Genomic DNA, 15,249 nt, shown 5'->3' on the forward strand with positions numbered 1-15,249 from the left:
CAGCCCCACGAGCTGGCCGGCCGCGAGCGCCGCGCGCAGCTCGGGCTGGTCCACGCCGAGCTTCCTGGTGACCTTGCCGAGCATGTCGTTGGCGACACCAGTCCCGTCGTGTGCAGCACCGGGCGGCCGTAGTCGGGCACGCCCGAGCCGGTGGCGCGCTGGGCGATCCACGAGATGGGCGCCCCGACCGCCCGGGCGCCGGAGCACCGCGTGGGCGGCGTGTCGCCGAACCCCGACCAGCCCTGCTTGACCGCCCACGGCCGGGGCACCGCGCCGGGGATGCCGAACGTCTGGTCGAAGCCGTCGGTCCCGCACGGCGTGGACTGCCGCAGGTGCCCCAGGATCATGTCGCGGACCCTGGGCTCGGCCCTGTCGAGCAGGTAGCGGTACGTGCGCACGATGTCGTACGCGCTCAGCGAGGTGTAGCCCCAGAAGCCGGGCTTGGAGGCGGGCGGCGGCGCGGTGTCGGACAGGCCGAGCTTGCGCGCCATCCGCACGATGATCTGCCCCTTTCCGGCGCGGTCCCAGAACGCCGAGGCCGCGTCGTCGTCGCTGGAGCGCAGCATGATCTTCAGCAGCCGCGCGTCGGCGGCCGGCACGCTCTTGCGCCGCTCCAGGTAGTCGATCGCGATGAGGATCTTGACGACCGAGGCCGAGCGGAACTTCCGGTGCGCGTTACGCGTGGCCACGAACTTGCCCGCCTGCCGGTCGAACACCAGCCACGACGCCGTGGTGCCCACGGGCACCCGCGGGGCCGCCTGGGCGGGCGTGGCGAGCCCGACGACAAGGGGGACGGCCGCCATCGCGGCGGCCAGGGGCTTGCTTCGCATTCGCCTATACCTACCAAGCCTTGACCCGGCCAACAAAGCGGGTATAAACAAAGATGAAACCAACCCGAAACGGCGGTGAACCAACATCATGTACGCCGAGGAGCGGCACCAGGAGATCCTGCGGAGGGCGCGCGCCGCGGGCCGCGTCGACGTGGTGACGCTGGCCGCCGAGCTCGACGTGACCACCGAGACGATCCGCCGCGACCTGACGTCGCTGGAGCGGGCGGGCGTGCTGCGCCGGGTGCACGGGGGCGCCATCCCCGTCGAGCGCCTCGGGTTCGAGCCCGCGCTGGCCGCCCGCGACGAGGTGATGACGGCCGAGAAGGAGCGCATCGCCAAGGCGGCGCTGGCCGAGCTGCCCGAGGACGGTTCCGTGATCATCGACGCGGGCACCACGACGGGCCGGCTGGTCAAGGTGCTGCCCGCCGACCGCGAGCTCACCGTCGTGGTGAACTCGCCGCCGCTGGCCACCGCCCTGGCCGCCCGCCCCAACCTGCACGTGATCATGCTGGGCGGCCGGGTGCGCGGCAAGACGCTCGCCACGGTCGACGACTGGGCGCTGCGCCCGCTGGCCGACCTCAACGTGGACGTGGCCTTCATGGCGGCCAACGGCTGCTCGCTCGCCCGGGGCCTGACCACGCCCGACCCGGCCGAGGCGGCGATCAAGCGGGCCATGGTCAAGGCCGCCCAGCGCAGCGTGCTGCTGGCCGACCACACGAAGTTCACGAACACGTACCTGGCCAGGTTCGCCGGCCTGGACGAGATCGACGTGCTCATCACCGACACCGGGCTGGACGTCGCGCTCGCCGCCGACCTGGCGGCGGCGGGCCCGGAGGTGATCCGGGCATGATCCTCACCCTGACCCTGAACCCCAGCCTCGACCGCACCATCGAGATCGCCGCGCTCGACCGGGGCGCCGTCATCCGGGCCGCCGCCGCGCACCTCGACCCGGGCGGCAAGGGCGTCAACGTCTCACGTGCCCTGCTGGCCAACGCCGTGGCGAGCCGGGCGGTGGTGCCGTTCGGCGGCGACGAGGGCCGGCAGCTCGTACGGCTCCTCGCGGCCGAGGGGCTCGACATGGTCACCGTCCCGGTGGCCGGCCCGACCAGGTCGAACGTCACCCTGGCCGAGCCCGACGGCACCATCACCAAGATCAACGAGCCCGGCACGGCGCTGTCGGCCGAGGAGCTGGACACGATCGCCGACGCCGTGCTCGACGCCGCCCACGAGGCCGACTGGGTGGTCGCCTCGGGCAGCCTGCCGCCCGAGGTCCCGGCCGACGTCTACGCCCGGCTGTGCCGTAGGTTCGCCGAGGCGGGCATCCACATGGCCGTCGACACCAGCGGCCCGGCGCTCGCGTGCGCGCTCGGCGCCGCGCCCGCGCTGGTCAAGCCGAACCTCGAGGAGCTGTCCGCCGCCACCGGCATGCTCATCCGCCACCTGGGCGACGTGGTCGAGGCGGCCGGCAAGCTGCGGGCCGCGGGCGCGCGTACCGTGCTGGCCAGCCTGGGCGCCGACGGCGCGGTGCTCGTCGAGGAGCAGGGCATCTGGTACGGCGAGGCCGCCGTCACCGAGCCGCGCAGCTCCGTCGGCGCCGGGGACGCCATGCTGGCCGGTTTCCTGGCCGGCGGCGGGCGCGGCCCCGACGCCCTGGCACGGGCGCTGGCCTGGGGCGCCGCGGCGGTCCGCCTGCCCGGCAGCCGCATGCCCGGCCCCGCCGACATCGACCCCGTCGTCGTCGCCGTCCACCCGCCCGACCCGTCCCGCCCCCTCACCTCCCCCCTTGGCCCGCACAGCGGCTGATCAACTGCTCATCCCCCCGAAGGAGCAAGTCCATGGCCGACAGTTACACTCCCCCGGTCACCGGAACCGGTGTCAAGGCCACCATCCAGCGCATCGGCGGCCACCTGGCCGGCATGATCATGCCGAACATCGGCGCGTTCATCGCCTGGGGCCTGATCACCGCGCTGTTCATCCCGACCGGCTGGCTGCCCAACGAGACGCTCGCGAAGATGGTCGGCCCGATCATCTCGACCCTGCTGCCGATCCTCATCGCCTACACCGGTGGCCGGATGGTGCACGGGCAGCGCGGCGCGGTCGTGGGCGCGGTGGCGGTGATGGGCGTCGTGGTGGGCACGGACTCTCCGATGTTCCTCGGCGCCATGATCATCGGCCCGCTCACCGCCTTGATCCTGAAATATGTGGACAAGTTCACGGAGCAGCGGACCAAGGCCGGCTTCGAGATGCTCGTGGACAACTTCTCCGCCGGCATCGTGGGCGGCGCGATGGCCGTGGTCGGGATGTTCGGCATCGGCCCGATCGTCCAGACGGTCACCACCGCCGCCGGCAACGCGGTGAGCTGGCTCATCGGCCACAACCTGCTCCCCGTCGCCTCCGTGCTGATCGAGCCGGCCAAGGTCCTGTTCCTGAACAACGCCATCAACCACGGCGTGCTCGGCCCGCTCGGCGTCGCCCAGGCGGCGGAGACGGGCAAGTCGATCCTGTTCATGCTGGAGTCGAACCCGGGACCCGGCCTCGGGCTGCTGCTGGCGTACCTGCTGTTCGGCCCGCGCGAGTTGCGCCCGAGCACGCCCGCCGCCATGATCATCCACTTCTTCGGCGGCATCCACGAGATCTACTTCCCGTACGTGCTCATGAAGCCCCGCCTCATCCTCGCGGTCATCGCGGGCGGCGCGGCCGGCGTGTTCACGTTCATGGTCACCGGGGCGGGCCTGGTCGCCACGCCGTCGCCGGGCAGCATCTTCGCCTACATCGCGGTCACGCCGAAGGGCGGTTGGCTCGGCTCCAGCCTGGGGATCCTCGTGGCCACGGGCGTGTCGTTCGCCGTCGCCGCGATCCTGCTCGGCTTCGGCCGGGGCGAGAAGAAGGACGAGTCCGCGGACTCGCAGGAAACCGTCACCGAACCCGCCACCAAGGAGGCGTGAGCATGGCCGGCATCGACAGCAAGGACATTCACAAGATCATCGTGGCCTGCGACGCGGGCATGGGCAGCAGCGTGATGCTCGCCTCCACGCTGCGCAAGCAGCTCAAGGACACCGGCGTCAGCGTCGAGCACACGCCCGTCAACTCCATCCCCGACGACGCCGACGTGGTCCTGTGCCACGCCGGGCTGGCCGCCCGCGCCAGGGCCGCCGCCCCCGGGAAGGTCCTGGTCTCGTTCCAGATCTTCCTCGGCGACCCGGCGGTGACCCGGCTGGTCAACACCATCAAGAACGGCGGCACGGTCGATGCGTGACGGCCTGCTCGACCCGCGGGCCGTGCTGCTGAGCGAGAGCGCCCCCGACCGCGCCGCGGCCATCCGCCGGTGCGGGCGGGCGCTGGTCGAGGTGGGGGCGGTCGCGGAGCCGTACATCGAGGCGATGCTCGAACGGGAGCGGACGATCTCCACGTACGTCGGCGAGGGCGTGGCCATCCCCCACGGGACGAACGCCTCCAAGGAGGACGTCCGGCGCGACGCCATCTGCGTGGTGCGCTTCCCCGGCGGCATCGACTGGGACGGCGAGCAGGTCACGCTCTGCGTCGGCATCGCGGCCAAGGACGACGGGCACGTGCCGCTGCTGGCGGCGCTGGCCGAGATCCTGCTCGACCCCGACCGCGCCAGGACGCTGCGCGAGGCCACCGAAGTCTCACAAGTGATGAAGGAGCTCACAGCGTGAAAGTCGCCAGATTCCATGCTCCCGGCGACATCCGGATCGAGGACGCGCCGGAGCCCGTCGCCGGGCCCGGCGAGCTGAAGATCCGCGTACGGAACTGCTCGACGTGCGGCACGGACGCCAAGATCCTCAAGTTCGGGCACCACCACATCAGGCCGCCGCGCGTGATGGGCCACGAGATCGCCGGCGAGGTCGTGGACACGGGCGAGCGGGTGCAGGTGATCGCCGCGATCCCGTGCGGCGCCTGCCCGGAGTGCCTGCGCGGCCGCCTGACCGTCTGCCCGAACCAGGAGTCGATGGGCTACCACTACGACGGCGGCTTCGCCGAGTACATGGTGATCCCGGCCAAGGTGCTGGCCGTGAACGGCGTCAACGCCATCCCGCCGGGCGTCGGCTTCGCCGAGGCGTCGGTGGCCGAGCCCCTCGCCTGCGTGCTCAACGGGCAGTCGCTGGCGCGCGTGGGGGCGGGTGACGACGTGGTGGTGATGGGCGCGGGCCCGATCGGCTGCCTGCACGTACGCCTCGCGCGGGCGCGCGGCGCCGCCCGCGTCTTCCTCGTGGACGTCAACCCGCAGCGCCTGGCGATGGCCGCCGAGCTGGTACGCCCGGACGCGGCGATCGACGCCGACCCGGTCGAGCAGGTGTTCAAGCTGACCGGCGGGCGCGGCGCCGACGTGGTGATCACGGCGGCGGCCTCGGGTGCGGCGCAGGAGCAGGCGGTACGGATGGCGGCCCGGCAGGGGCGCATCAGCTTCTTCGGCGGCCTGCCCAAGGACGACCCGCTCGTCACCCTGGACTCCAACCTCGTGCACTACCGCGAGCTGACCATCGTCGGCGCGAACGGCTCCAGCCCGGCCCACAACGCCGAGGCGCTGCGGCTCGTAGCCTCGGGGGACGTGGTGGTGTCCGACCTCATCACCCACCGGCTGCCGCTGCCCCGGGTGCTCGACGGGATCGACCTCGTCAGCAGGGGCGCGGCCATCAAGGTCACTATTGAGCCCTAGGAGGTTCGGGATGGCACAGCGAACGGTGATCGTGGCCTCTGCCAGCGGCCTGCACGCCCGGCCCGCCAAGCTGTTCGTGCAGGCGGCGGCGCGGCTGGGGGTGCCGGTGACGGTGCGGCTCGGGGAGAAGGCGGTCCCGGCGAAGAGCATGCTCGGCGTGCTGTCGCTGGGGGCCGTGCGCGGCACGGAGGTGACGCTGGAGGCGGACGGGCCGGGGGCGGAGGAGGCACTGGACTCGCTGGCGGCGCTGCTCTCGCGCGACCTCGACGCGGAAGAGGCCCTCGATGCCTGACCGGCCCGCCTTCTCCGGTTCGGGCGGGCTGCTGACCGGCCTCGGGGTCAGCCAGGGGCGGGCGGCGGGGCCGACGATGCGGATGGCCGCCCCTCCGACGCTGCCCCCGCCGCGGCCGGTCGCCGACCCCGCCGCCGAGTCGGCCGCCGTCGCCGCCGCCCTGGAGGCGGTCGCCGCGGACCTCACCCGGCGCGCCGCCGGCGCCTCAGGGGAGGCGGCGGACATCCTCGAGGCGCTGGCGATGATCGCCGACGACCCGATGCTGCTGGAGGACGCCCAGGGCCGGGCCCAGGAGGGCATGGACGCCGCCCACGCGCTGGACGCGGCCTTCGCGCAGCACCGGGACACGCTGGCCGCGCTCGGCGGCTACCTGGCCGAGCGGGCCGCCGACCTCGACGACCTCAAGCACCGGGCCGTGGCGTTCGCGCTCGGCCTCCCCATGCCGGGGCTCCCCTCCCCCGGCCACCCGTACGTGCTGGTGGCCGAGGACCTCTCCCCCGCCGACACCGCGGGCCTGGGCCCGGACGTGCTGGCGCTGGTGACCGAGCGGGGCGGGCCGACGAGCCACACCGCGATCCTGGCCCGCGGCCGGGGCCTGCCCGCCGTGGTGGCCTGCAAGGGGATCATGGACGTCCCGGACGGCACCGTGGTCGGCGTGGACGGCCGCACCGGCGAGCTCGCCGTCGGCCTCACCGAGCGGGAGGCGGCCGAGGTCCAGGAGGCCGACCGCGCGGAGCGGGCCAGGCTGGCGGCCGGCCGGGGCCCGGGCCGGACGGCGGACGGCCATCCGGTGAAGCTGCTGCTCAACATCGGCTCGGCCGGGGACCTGCGGCCGGGCGCCGAGGGGGTCGGGCTGTTCAGGACGGAGTTCCTGTTCCTGGACCGTACGATGGCGCCGTCGTTCGAGGAGCAGGTGGCCGCGTACGCCGAGGTGTTCGCCCAGGCGGAGAGCGTGATCGTGCGGACGCTCGACGCGGGCACCGACAAGCCCCTGCCCTTCCTCGGCCTGCCCGGCGAGCCGAACCCTGCCCTCGGCGTGCGCGGCCTGCGCGTCGACCGGCTGCTGCCGGACGTCCTGGACACCCAGCTCGACGCCATCGCCGAGGCGGCCCGCAAGACGGGCGCCGAGGCGTGGGTGATGGCGCCCATGGTCACCACGACGGCGGAGGCGACCGGGTTCGCGCGGCGCGCCCGCGCCAGGGGCATCGCCAGGGTGGGCGCGATGATCGAGGTCCCGGCGGCGGCGCTGCGGGCCGGGCGGCTGCTGCGGGAGATGGACTTCCTCAGCATCGGCACCAACGACCTGGCCCAGTACACCTTCGCCGCCGACCGCCAGCACTCCGCCCTCGCCGACCTGCTCGACCCGCGCCAGCCCGCGCTGCTGGAGCTGATCGCCATGTGCGCCGCCGCGGGGCAGGAGGCGGGCAAGCCGGTCGGGGTGTGCGGGGAGGCGGCCGGAGACCCGCTGCTCGCGCCCCTGCTGGTGGGGCTCGGCGTGACCAGCCTGTCCATGGCCCCGGTGTGCGTCCCCGCCGTACGCGAGGCCCTGGCGGACCTCACGCTGGCCGACTGCCGCGAACGCGCCGCGGCCGCCCTCGCCTGACCGCGCCCGGGCTCCCCCAGGGGCCCTCGGCGCGCGTTCGCATGATGCCGCGACGCGCGTGCGGCCGCCCGCCTCCTTTCGGCTCCCTCAAAGGACACCAGCCACGTGCGGCGGGCCGCGGGGTCGCGGCGGTCAGGGGGTCGGCTGCGCGGCGGTGGCGCGGAAGGCGAGGTGATCGTCCTCGACGTCCACCGTCACCCGGCCCCCCTCCTCGATCTCCCCGGTCAGCAGCATCGTGGCCAGCCGGTTGTCCACCTCCCGCTGCACCGTGCGGCGCAGCGGCCGGGCCCCGAACTCCGGCTGGTAGCCGCGCTCGGCCAGCCAGTCCTTGGCCGCGTCCGTGACCTCCAGCGTGACGCCCTGCCCGCGCAGCCGCTGCCGGGTGCGCTCCAGCATCAGGTCCACGATCTGGCGCAGCTGTTCCTTCTCCAGCCGCTTGAAGATGATCGTCTCGTCGATGCGGTTGAGTAGCTCCGGCCGGAGCGAGTGCCGCAGCAGGTCCATGAGCCGGTCCTCGAGCTCCTTGACGTCGCCCGGCGAGTCCAGGATGAGCTGGGCGCCGATGTTGCTGGTCATGATGACGATCGTGTTGGTGAAGTCCACCGTGCGGCCCTGGCCGTCGGTGAGGCGGCCGTCGTCGAGCATCTGCAGCAGGATGTTCATGACGTCCGGGTGGGCCTTCTCGATCTCGTCCAGCAGGATCACGCCGTGCGGGCGGCGGCGGACGGCCTCGGTGAGCTGACCGGCCTCTTCGTACCCGACGTATCCGGGCGGCGCGCCGATGAGGCGGGAGACCGTGTGCCGCTCCTGGAACTCGCTCATGTCGATGCGCACCATGTGGTCCTCGCCGCCGAACAGCGCCGCGGCGAGCGCCCTGGCCAGCTCCGTCTTGCCGACCCCCGTCGGGCCGAGGAACAGGAAGCTGCCGATCGGGCGGTTCGGGTCCTTCAGGCCCGCCCGCGCCCGGCGTACGGCCTCGGCGATGGCGGTGACCGCCTCCTCCTGGCCGATCACGCGCTCGTGCAGGTGCTCCTCCAGCCGCATCAGGCGCTCGCGCTCCTGCTGGGTGAGCTGGGTGACCGGGATGCCGGTGCGGCGGGAGACGATCTCGGCGATGTCCTCGACCGTGACCAGGGGCACGCTGTCCGTGCCGTGCCGGGCGCGTTCGACCTCCGGCCTGATCTTGTCGATCTGCGTGGTGAGGTCCTTGGCGCGGTCGAAGTCCTCGGCGGAGACGGCCTGGTCCTTGTCCCGGCGCAGCGCGTCGAGCCGTTCCTCCAGCTCCCGTACGTCGGCGCCGGGCGTGCGCGAGCGCAGCCGCACCCGGGCGGAGGCCTGGTCCATGAGGTCGATGGCCTTGTCCGGCAGGAACCGGTCGGAGATGTAGCGGTCGGACAGGGTCGCGGCCGCGTCGAGCGCCTCGTCGGTGATGCGGACCTGGTGGTGCGCCTCGTACGCGTCCCGCAGCCCGGCCAGGATCTCGACCGTCTCCTCCACGCTCGGCTCGGCGACCAGGATGGGCTGGAAGCGGCGTTCGAGCGCGGCGTCCTTCTCGATGTTCTTGCGGTACTCGTCGATCGTGGTGGCCGCGATGATGTGCAGTTCGCCGCGGGCCAGGGCGGGCTTGAGGATGTTGGCCGCGTCCATGGCGCCTTCGGCGGCGCCCGCGCCGACCAGGTTGTGGACCTCGTCGATGAAGACGATGATCTCGTCGGAGTGCGCGCGCACCTCGTCGATGACCTTCTTGATGCGCTCCTCGAACTCGCCGCGGTACTTCGTCCCGGCCACCATGCCGGTCAGGTCGAGGCCGACGACGCGCCGGTCCTTCAGCGTGTCGGGGACGCTGTTGTTCACGATGCGCTGGGCGATGCCCTCGACGATCGCGGTCTTGCCGACGCCCGGCTCGCCGATCAGGCACGGGTTGTTCTTGGTGCGGCGCGAGAGCACCTCGATGGCCTGCTCGATCTCCTCCTCGCGGCCGACGACCGGGTCGAGCCTGCCCTGCCTGGCCTCCTCGGTCATGTCCCTGCCGTACTCGTCGAGCGTCGGTGTGTCGCTCTGGCGGCGCGGCTCGCCGTCGGTCCGGCGCGGGACGGCCGTCATGGCCTCCTGCAACTCGTTGGCGGAGACGCCCTCGTCCTGGAGGATCCGGGCGGCGCCGGAGTCGGGGCGCGCGGCGATCGCGAGCAGCAGGTGCTCGGGCCCGATGTACGACGACCGCAGCGCACGCGAGATCCGCTGGGCGTCGAGGATGGCCCTCTTGGCGGCCGGTGAGAGCGTGGCGGGCGGCTCGCCGGCCTCGCCCGGCCCGGCCATCTCGTCGATGCGGTCGCGCACCCGGCCCACGTCCACCCCGGCCGTGCGCAGCGTGTTGCGGATGGCGTCGTCCTCCGTCAGGGCGTCGAGGATGTCGAGCACGTCCAGGTCGGACGCGCCGCGCTGACCGGCGGCGTCCATGGCCCGCGCCAGGACCTCCCTCGCCGAGGCGGACAGCAGCCGGCCGACGTCCACCCGCTGCACGCCGGGCCGGGTAGGCGGCCAGGATTCCATGCCGCCGAACACCCGGCCCGTGAGCTCCTCGAACCCTCTGAACGGGTCCCCACCGAAAAACGACATCGCATGTCCCCCCTCGATTCGGGGGACCCCTACCGCGTACGCCGAACGTCACACCCAGCGTCAGGCAAAGCCTCGGGCCAGGTCAGGGACGTCGGCGCAGGCCCGCGTCGCCCAGCTCCGGCGGCTGCCAGCCCCGGTCGGCGGGGTTGAGCGTGACGCCCGGCGGGACGATCTCGTCGATCCTGTCGAGCACGTCATCCGTCAGCCGCACATCGGCGGCCGTGAGCTGGCCCTCCAGGTGTTCCATGGTGCGCGGCCCGATGATGGCCGACGTCACCGCCCGGTGCCTGATCGTGAACGCGATCGCCAGCTCGACCAGCGTGACGCCCGCCTCCTCGGCCAGCACGGCGAGCTGCTCGACGGCGTCCAGCTTGCGCTGGTTGACCTCCTTGGTCAGGTCGTACCGCTCGGGCAGCCGGGACGCCCTGCGCGTCTGCGGCTGCTCCTGCCCCTTGCGGTAGCGGCCGCTCAGCCAGCCGCCGGCCAGCGGGCTCCACACGATGACGCCCATGCCGTACTTCTCGGCCACGGGCAGCATGTCGGCCTCGATGCCGCGGGCGAGCAGCGAGTACGGCGGCTGCTCGCACACGAACCGCTCGAGCGAGCGCCGCTCCGCCGCCCACTGGGCCTCGACGATCTGGTGGGCGGGGAAGGTGGAGCTGCCGATGTAGCGGACCTTGCCCTGCCGTACGAGGTCGGTGAGCGCGCCGAGGGTCTCCTCGATGTCGGTGGCCGGGTCGGGCCGGTGGATCTGGTAGAGGTCGATCCAGTCGGTGCCGAGGCGGCGCAGGCTGTTCTCGACCTCCTGGATGATCCAGCGGCGGGAGTTGCCCCCCTTGTTGGGGCCCTCGCCCATGGCGCCGTGGACCTTGGTGGCCAGCACCACGTCGTCGCGTCTGCCCGACTTGGCGAGCGCCTGGCCGACGAACTCCTCCGACTGGCCCTGGGCGTAGACGTCGGCGGTGTCGATGAAGTTGATCCCCGAGTCGAGCGCGCGGTCGATGATCCTGGCGCACTCCGCGGGGTCGGATTCACCCCACCCGCCGAACATCATCGCTCCCAGGCAGAGCGGGCTTACCTTGAGTCCAGTACGTCCAAGTACGCGATATTCAGTCACAGAATTCACTCTGTCCCAATGGCGGTCTTGATGGGAGTGTCCCCGGAGACGAGTTCCAGGGTCCTGCGGGCCGTACCGGGGGCTTCGAGCAGGGCCGCGATGACGGCGGCCACGTCGTCACGGGGCACCGCCCCCGGCGGGACCTCGGGGGCCAGCCGCACCAGGCCCGTGCCGGGCTCGTCGGTCAGCCGTCCGGGCCGCAGGATCGTCCAGTCGAGGTCGCGGGCGCGCAGGTCCTCCTCGGCCTCGGTCTTGGCCGTGATGTACGCGGCCCAGACCTCGTCGCCACCCTGCGGCGCTCTGCCCGCGCCCATGGAGGAGACCTGGATGAACCGCCGCACACCCGCGCGCTCGGCGGCGTCGGCCAGCAGCACGGACGCGGCGCGGTCCACGGTGTCCTTGCGGGCCGCGCCGCTGCCGGGACCGGCTCCGGCCGCGAAGACCACCGCGTCGGCGCCCTCGGCGATCGCCGCCACCTCTTCGACGGTCGCCCGCTCCAGGTCGCACACCACGGCCTCGGCTCCGGTGGCCTCGATGTCGGCGACATGCGTGGGATTGCGCACGATGCCGACCGCGCCGGACTTGAGCCGCTCCTCCAGAAGCAGGGCGATCTTCCCGTGACCACCCGCGATGATGATCCGCATAGTCCCTCATGGTGTCATGGACCCATGAGCGAGTTTCCGGAGGCCCCGACGCCGGCATTCCTGTTCGACCTGGACGGCACCCTGATAGACAGCGTTTACCAGCACGTCATCGCATGGCGGCAGGCGTTGTCGAGCATGGGGATCGACCTGTCGGTGTGGCGGATCCACCGGCGCATCGGCATGAGCGGCGGGCTGTTCGTCAGCGCCCTGCTGCGCGAGACCGGGCTGAAGCTGACGCGGGAGCAGATCGAACAGTTGCAGACCACGCACATGGAGGCCTACGAGCAGCAGGTCCACTCCGTACGGCCGCTGCCCGGCGCGACGGAGCTGCTGTCGGAGCTCTCCTCGCGCGGCGTGCCGTGGGCGATCGCCACCAGCGGGTACGCCCGCACGGCGCGGCTCGCGCTGGGCATGCTGGGCCTGCCGGAGGACACCCCGATGATCACGCGTGACATGGTGCGCCGGGCGAAGCCGGACCCCGACCTGTTCCTGGCCGGTGCGGCACTGGTCCGGGTGGACCCCGCGCATGCCATGGTGGTGGGCGACAGCGTCTGGGACCTGCTCGCCGCCCGCCGGGCCGGCGCGCTGGGCATCGGGCTGCAGTCCGGTGGGTACGGCAGGGACGAGCTCGAACGCGCCGGCGCCTTCAGGGTCTACACCGATCCGGCTGACATGCTGGACAGGCTCGACGAGCTGGGCGTCCGACAGTCCGACTGATGCTGGAATATCCCCTGGAACCACCGAGCTGGATCATGCGTATCCCCCACAAAGGAGCTTGAGATGGACTTGGCAGACATCGGCGTCACCGGCCTGGCCACCATGGGGCGCAACCTGGCCCGCAACCTGGCCAGGCACGGATACGCGGTAGCCGTGCACAACCGCACATATGGGCGCACGCAGCAGCTGGTCAAGGAGTTCGGCGGGGAGGGCACGTTCGTCCCGTCCGAGGACCTGGCCGCCTTCGTGGCCTCGCTGAAGCGGCCACGCCGGGCGATCATCATGGTGAAGGCGGGGGCGGGCACCGACGCGGTGATCGACCAGCTCGCCGACCTGATGGAACCGGGCGACATGATCGTCGACGGCGGCAACGCGCACTTCGACGACACCCGGCGGCGCGAGGCGGCGCTGCGCGAGCGCGGCCTGCACTTCGTCGGCACCGGCATCTCGGGCGGCGAGGAAGGCGCGCTGAACGGGCCCAGCATCATGCCGGGCGGCTCGAAGGAGTCGTGGGAGGCGCTCGGCCCGATCCTGCAGGACATCTCGGCCAAGGTGGACGGGGTGCCGTGCTGCGTCCACGTCGGCCCCGACGGTGCCGGACATTTCGTGAAAATGGTCCACAACGGCATCGAGTATTCGGACATGCAGCTCATCGCCGAGTCGTACGACCTGCTGCGCCAGGCCCTGGGCGCGACTCCGACGGAGCTGGCCTCGGTGTTCCGCGAGTGGAACCGGGGCGAGCTGGACTCGTACCTGATCGAGATCACCGCCGAGGTGCTCGACCAGGTGGACGCCGAGACGGGCCGGCCGTTCGTGGACGTCGTGGTGGACCAGGCCGAGCAGAAGGGCACCGGCCGGTGGACCGTGCAGAGCGCGCTCGACCTGGGCGTGCCGGTGACGGGCATCGCCGAGGCGACCTTCGCCCGCGCCCTGTCCGGCCACCCGGAGCAGCGCGCCGCCGCCGCGTCCCTGCAGGGTCCCGGCCTTTCCGGGGTCGGGGGGAGCGAGCTGGTGGAGGACGTGCGGCAGGCCCTGTACGCGTCCAAGATCGTCGCGTACGCGCAGGGCTTCGACCAGATGGCCGCCGCCTCCCGTGAGTACGGCTGGGACGTCGACCTGGGGGCCATGGCCACGATCTGGCGCGGCGGGTGCATCATCCGGGCCAAGTTCCTGGACCGGATCCGGGCCGCGTACGACGCCAACCCGGCCCTGCCGACGCTCCTGGCCGACCCGACCTTCGCGGCCGCGCTGGACGCGGGGCAGGAGGCCTGGCGGCGCGTGGTGACGACGGCGGTGCAGATCGGCGTGCCCACGCCCGGCTTCTCGTCGGCGCTGGCCTACTACGACGGCCTGCGGCGCGACCGCCTCCCGGCCGCGCTGGTCCAGGGGCTGCGCGACTTCTTCGGCGCGCACACCTACCGCCGGGTGGACAAGGAGGGCTCCTTCCACACGGACTGGTCCGGCGACCGCACCGAACACCCGGCCTGACCCGCACCCAACGCCGCCGCCACCCACGCCGGACCGCCGCCCACGCCGGACCGGAGCCCCGGAGCCCCGGCGGCCACGCCACCCGCCGGCCCAACCATCCGCCCTCCGGCCGCACCGCCACTGACACGCGGCGACCGCGCCGGTGGGCGGCGGCCTGCTCGGGGGGCGCCTCGGGGGTGTGGCGGCCGTCTCGGGGGGCCGTCTCGGGGGTGTGGCAGCCATTTCAGGGAGCGTCTCGGGGGTCTGGCGGTCACGTCGGGGGCGGTCGATGCGGTTTCGGCCAGATGCGGTGGCGGTCGATGTGCGGGTGGCGGTGATGGGCGGTGGCGCAAGGATGTTCAAGACCCGGACGCCCGGTCCCCGGGAGGCTGGGCGCATGACAGCGACACTTACCTCCATCGTCATCGACTGCGCCGACCCCGCCGCCCTGGCGTCCTTCTACGCCCAGGCCACCGGCTGGCGGATCACCCCGGGTGACCCCGACTTCGTCAGCCTCGAGGGCGGCCCGGTCTCGGTCGGTTTCCAGCGGATCGACGGCTACCGGGGCCCGGCCTGGCCGGACAGCGGCAAGCACGCGCACCTCGACTTCACGGTCCCCGACGTCGGGGCCGCCATGAAAGAACTGGCCGATCTCGGCGCCACCGTGCCCGACTTCCAGCCGGGCGGCGGCGACTGGACCGTGCTCCTCGACCCCGAAGGCCACCCCTTCTGCGTCATGGGCGGCTGACTCGTCCGGTGTCCCTCGCGCTCTCGTTCAGGGAGTGCGGGGGGTGAGCAGGCGGCGCAGGGCGGTCGGGGTGTGGCCGACGTGGTGGCGGATCGTACGGGTGAGGTGGGCCTGGTCGGCGAACCCGAGGTCGGCGGCCAGCCCGGCCAGGCTCGGCTCGCCGTCCTCCAGCCGGTCGAGCGCCCGGCCCACGCGCACGCGATTGCGGTAGTAGGTCAGGGAGACGCCCAGCTCCCGGGTGAACGCCCGGCTGAGCTGGTACGGCGAGACGGCCAGGAGCTCGGCCAGCGTCATCAGCCCACCGGCCGCCGGATGATCGGCGGCGATGGCCTCCCGGGCGGCGTCGGCGATCACCGCCCCGGACCTCGGCCCACCGCCGCCCCGGGAGGCGCTCCCCTTGGCCGCACTGGTGTCGGCTCCTCCCACGCCGCCAACCCCGGCGTCGCTCGCCGCTGAACCCCGACCCCTCCGTAGCAGGCGAGCACGGTGTCGCGCGTGTCGTACCCCTTACGCTCCAGCAACTCGCGCGCTCTCGCG

At 72.8% G+C, this 15,249-nt stretch carries 16 protein-coding genes; 11 read left to right on the forward strand and 5 right to left on the reverse strand.

What is annotated here, in order from left to right; genetic code table 11:
• A partial coding sequence (locus ACWEPL_RS62360) for a hypothetical protein (RefSeq protein WP_452442337.1) occupies positions 1-830 on the reverse strand: 830 nt, incomplete at its 3' end.
• A gap of 88 nt (positions 831-918) precedes the next feature.
• On the opposite strand from ACWEPL_RS62360, the gene ACWEPL_RS62365 reads away from it, so the two are divergent.
• From ACWEPL_RS62365 to ptsP, 8 genes are read left to right on the forward strand one after another with little or no spacing between them, the layout of a single operon-like run.
• The gene (locus tag ACWEPL_RS62365; protein WP_350734778.1) at positions 919-1,680 is read left to right on the forward strand and encodes a DeoR/GlpR family DNA-binding transcription regulator; all 762 of its coding nucleotides are present in this window, start codon (positions 919-921) and stop codon (positions 1,678-1,680) included.
• The gene (pfkB, locus tag ACWEPL_RS62370; RefSeq protein WP_452442338.1) at positions 1,677-2,633 is read left to right on the forward strand and encodes a 1-phosphofructokinase; all 957 of its coding nucleotides are present in this window, start codon (positions 1,677-1,679) and stop codon (positions 2,631-2,633) included. The genes ACWEPL_RS62365 and pfkB overlap by 4 nt, the downstream gene beginning before the upstream one ends.
• Positions 2,634-2,665: 32 nt before the next feature.
• On the forward strand, positions 2,666-3,775 hold the full coding sequence (locus tag ACWEPL_RS62375; RefSeq protein WP_350734782.1) for a PTS mannitol transporter subunit IICB: 1,110 nt from the start codon (positions 2,666-2,668) through the stop codon (positions 3,773-3,775).
• Positions 3,776-3,777: 2 nt separating this feature from the next.
• Positions 3,778-4,086 (forward strand): PTS lactose transporter subunit IIB, encoded by a 309-nt coding sequence (locus ACWEPL_RS62380; RefSeq protein WP_225963163.1) that lies wholly within the window; start codon positions 3,778-3,780, stop codon positions 4,084-4,086.
• Entirely contained in the window at positions 4,079-4,507 is a 429-nt protein-coding gene (locus ACWEPL_RS62385; RefSeq protein WP_363968849.1) for a PTS sugar transporter subunit IIA, read from the forward strand. The genes ACWEPL_RS62380 and ACWEPL_RS62385 overlap by 8 nt, the downstream gene beginning before the upstream one ends.
• Entirely contained in the window at positions 4,504-5,508 is a 1,005-nt protein-coding gene (locus tag ACWEPL_RS62390) for a zinc-dependent dehydrogenase (protein WP_350734785.1), read from the forward strand. The genes ACWEPL_RS62385 and ACWEPL_RS62390 overlap by 4 nt, the downstream gene beginning before the upstream one ends.
• A gap of 10 nt (positions 5,509-5,518) precedes the next feature.
• Complete coding sequence (locus ACWEPL_RS62395; protein ID WP_449896482.1) at positions 5,519-5,800, forward strand: HPr family phosphocarrier protein; 282 nt, start codon at positions 5,519-5,521, stop codon at positions 5,798-5,800.
• Positions 5,793-7,403, forward strand: coding sequence for a phosphoenolpyruvate--protein phosphotransferase (gene ptsP / locus ACWEPL_RS62400; RefSeq protein WP_452442339.1), 1,611 nt, complete (start codon positions 5,793-5,795; stop codon positions 7,401-7,403). Before ACWEPL_RS62395 ends, ptsP begins: the two co-directional genes overlap by 8 nt.
• 132 nt (positions 7,404-7,535) lie before the next feature.
• Here the strand turns inward: ptsP and ACWEPL_RS62405 are convergent, their stop codons facing one another.
• The 3 genes from ACWEPL_RS62405 to ACWEPL_RS62415 all read right to left on the reverse strand — a co-directional run bounded on the left by ACWEPL_RS62405 (position 7,536) and on the right by ACWEPL_RS62415 (position 11,780).
• On the reverse strand, positions 7,536-10,019 hold the full coding sequence (locus tag ACWEPL_RS62405; protein WP_452442340.1) for an ATP-dependent Clp protease ATP-binding subunit: 2,484 nt from the start codon (positions 10,017-10,019) through the stop codon (positions 7,536-7,538).
• A gap of 82 nt (positions 10,020-10,101) precedes the next feature.
• Positions 10,102-11,145, reverse strand: a complete 1,044-nt coding sequence (locus tag ACWEPL_RS62410; protein ID WP_452442341.1) for an aldo/keto reductase — start codon at positions 11,143-11,145, stop codon at positions 10,102-10,104.
• Positions 11,142-11,780 (reverse strand): SDR family oxidoreductase, encoded by a 639-nt coding sequence (locus ACWEPL_RS62415; RefSeq protein WP_452442342.1) that lies wholly within the window; start codon positions 11,778-11,780, stop codon positions 11,142-11,144. Before ACWEPL_RS62415 ends, ACWEPL_RS62410 begins: the two co-directional genes overlap by 4 nt.
• Before the next feature lie 24 nt (positions 11,781-11,804).
• Between ACWEPL_RS62415 and ACWEPL_RS62420 the strand changes: the two genes are divergently transcribed.
• The 3 genes from ACWEPL_RS62420 (at position 11,805) to ACWEPL_RS62430 (ending at position 14,712) form a co-directional block, all read left to right on the forward strand.
• Positions 11,805-12,497 (forward strand): HAD family hydrolase, encoded by a 693-nt coding sequence (locus ACWEPL_RS62420; RefSeq protein ID WP_452442343.1) that lies wholly within the window; start codon positions 11,805-11,807, stop codon positions 12,495-12,497.
• A gap of 63 nt (positions 12,498-12,560) precedes the next feature.
• Positions 12,561-13,985: an NADP-dependent phosphogluconate dehydrogenase gene (gndA, locus tag ACWEPL_RS62425; protein WP_452442344.1), complete on the forward strand. Its 1,425-nt coding sequence runs from the start codon at positions 12,561-12,563 to the stop codon at positions 13,983-13,985.
• Between the two features lie 376 nt (positions 13,986-14,361).
• Entirely contained in the window at positions 14,362-14,712 is a 351-nt protein-coding gene (locus ACWEPL_RS62430) for a VOC family protein (RefSeq protein ID WP_452442345.1), read from the forward strand.
• A gap of 27 nt (positions 14,713-14,739) precedes the next feature.
• Here ACWEPL_RS62430 and ACWEPL_RS62435 read toward each other — a convergent pair whose 3' ends face one another.
• Positions 14,740-15,138 carry a helix-turn-helix domain-containing protein gene (locus ACWEPL_RS62435; RefSeq protein ID WP_452442346.1) on the reverse strand — a complete coding sequence of 133 codons (399 nt, stop codon included), beginning with the start codon at positions 15,136-15,138 and terminating at the stop codon, positions 14,740-14,742.
• Positions 15,139-15,249 lie beyond the last annotated feature (111 nt).

It is taken from the genome of Nonomuraea sp. NPDC004186, from assembly GCF_053603495.1.

Coding starts and splice junctions, on each gene's coding strand:
- ACWEPL_RS62385 (WP_363968849.1), top strand. CDS start 4,079: ATGCGTGACGGCCTGCTCGACCCGCGGGCCGTGCTGCTGAGCGAGAGC.
- ACWEPL_RS62395 (WP_449896482.1), top strand. CDS start 5,519: ATGGCACAGCGAACGGTGATCGTGGCCTCTGCCAGCGGCCTGCACGCC.
- ACWEPL_RS62375 (WP_350734782.1), top strand. CDS start 2,666: ATGGCCGACAGTTACACTCCCCCGGTCACCGGAACCGGTGTCAAGGCC.
- pfkB (WP_452442338.1), top strand. CDS start 1,677: ATGATCCTCACCCTGACCCTGAACCCCAGCCTCGACCGCACCATCGAG.
- gndA (WP_452442344.1), top strand. CDS start 12,561: ATGGACTTGGCAGACATCGGCGTCACCGGCCTGGCCACCATGGGGCGC.
- ACWEPL_RS62420 (WP_452442343.1), top strand. CDS start 11,805: ATGAGCGAGTTTCCGGAGGCCCCGACGCCGGCATTCCTGTTCGACCTG.
- ACWEPL_RS62415 (WP_452442342.1), bottom strand. CDS start 11,780: ATGCGGATCATCATCGCGGGTGGTCACGGGAAGATCGCCCTGCTTCTG.
- ptsP (WP_452442339.1), top strand. CDS start 5,793: ATGCCTGACCGGCCCGCCTTCTCCGGTTCGGGCGGGCTGCTGACCGGC.
- ACWEPL_RS62405 (WP_452442340.1), bottom strand. CDS start 10,019: ATGTCGTTTTTCGGTGGGGACCCGTTCAGAGGGTTCGAGGAGCTCACG.
- ACWEPL_RS62380 (WP_225963163.1), top strand. CDS start 3,778: ATGGCCGGCATCGACAGCAAGGACATTCACAAGATCATCGTGGCCTGC.
- ACWEPL_RS62430 (WP_452442345.1), top strand. CDS start 14,362: ATGACAGCGACACTTACCTCCATCGTCATCGACTGCGCCGACCCCGCC.
- ACWEPL_RS62365 (WP_350734778.1), top strand. CDS start 919: ATGTACGCCGAGGAGCGGCACCAGGAGATCCTGCGGAGGGCGCGCGCC.